General features: G+C 40.5%; 2 protein-coding genes. One reads left to right on the forward strand and one right to left on the reverse strand.

All coding sequences use genetic code 11. The annotated features are described in order from the left end of the window. Positions 1-133 precede the first annotated feature (133 nt). Positions 134-439: a hypothetical protein gene (locus A3739_RS05765; protein WP_068500639.1), complete on the forward strand. Its 306-nt coding sequence runs from the start codon at positions 134-136 to the stop codon at positions 437-439. Between the two features lie 354 nt (positions 440-793). On the opposite strand, the gene A3739_RS05770 is transcribed toward A3739_RS05765, so the two are convergent. After that, the gene (locus tag A3739_RS05770) at positions 794-988 is read right to left on the reverse strand and encodes a hypothetical protein (RefSeq protein WP_068500641.1); all 195 of its coding nucleotides are present in this window, start codon (positions 986-988) and stop codon (positions 794-796) included. Positions 989-1,100: the final 112 nt, after the last annotated feature.

A 1,100-nucleotide genomic window follows, 5' to 3' on the forward strand; every position in this document is an offset into this window, starting at 1 on the left:
GCTATCGCATTACCTTTAATCTATTTGGGTAAGGTGCAAAAAAATGCATAACAAGGGTAGGAAAAATCGCCCGCAAAAAACGCGGGCTGGACTCTCTAACGCTCGCCTTTGCTACCGGCGTTATAGGTCTTAAATGGAAACAATTGATAAGCTAATTTTATTTGTAGCCAGTATGGCCGCTTGCTTTACAGTAATCTGGAATATTTTAACTTCTATTGAAGTCTCAAAATTTTCTATATTTAGTACTAAGCAAATGCTTATCTGTTACACACAAATATGGCTTCTACCACTAATTGGTTGCTGGCTTTGCAATCAAAAAATGGATATCAAGCTTACAAAAGCAGACAATGAGTCTGGGGTAAACGATATCCCAGGCTGGCTTGGTACAGGCAAATCAACTAACTCATGTAACGATTGCGATGCTGGTATTGACGAATAAGCCCTATAACAATTTGCCGCATGCCTAGCCACTTCGTGGTTTTGGAGTTGCGTTGCTTCGCACCTCAAGCCCATGGGCAAGGCGTTAATACGTACTAAGAATGAAAAGCGGTCATTGGTTTTCCATTCGCAAATAGACATAAGCGGATGTTTGGTTGTCGCTCATCGACTAGAAATTAATGCGAACTTCTACAAAAGAAGCGGACGTTGTGATCACCAATATTCTCATTTGACGTTCGATAGTCTTATTGATATGGGATATACCGTGCCACACACCAACAAAGGATTGGTGATGCCATCATTAGGAAAGAAGTGGCTAAATAAAATCTAGATAATCTAGACCTATTAGCGACGCTTAAAGCCACTGTAATAAGGCCCATATAAATGGTATGGGCAACAAAACTAAGACAAACTCCCACTGAGCGGCAGCTGCACCTCTAACAAAGCCAAGCTTTACCTCTAATACGTTTTTGATCATCACATAGACGAAAAAGAATGCAGCAAAATTTAAAACATTAATCAAAACCTTGATTGGTCTGGCGTTACTCATAAAAACCCTGACTGCATGTTCAAATCGTGGAGAGCACACATAAAAGATCTGTTACGTCCGCTTCTCATTCTTAGTACGTATTAGAGCTCGCTATACGGGGAAATTTGAGCCC

Source organism: Oleiphilus sp. HI0067, assembly GCF_001635735.1.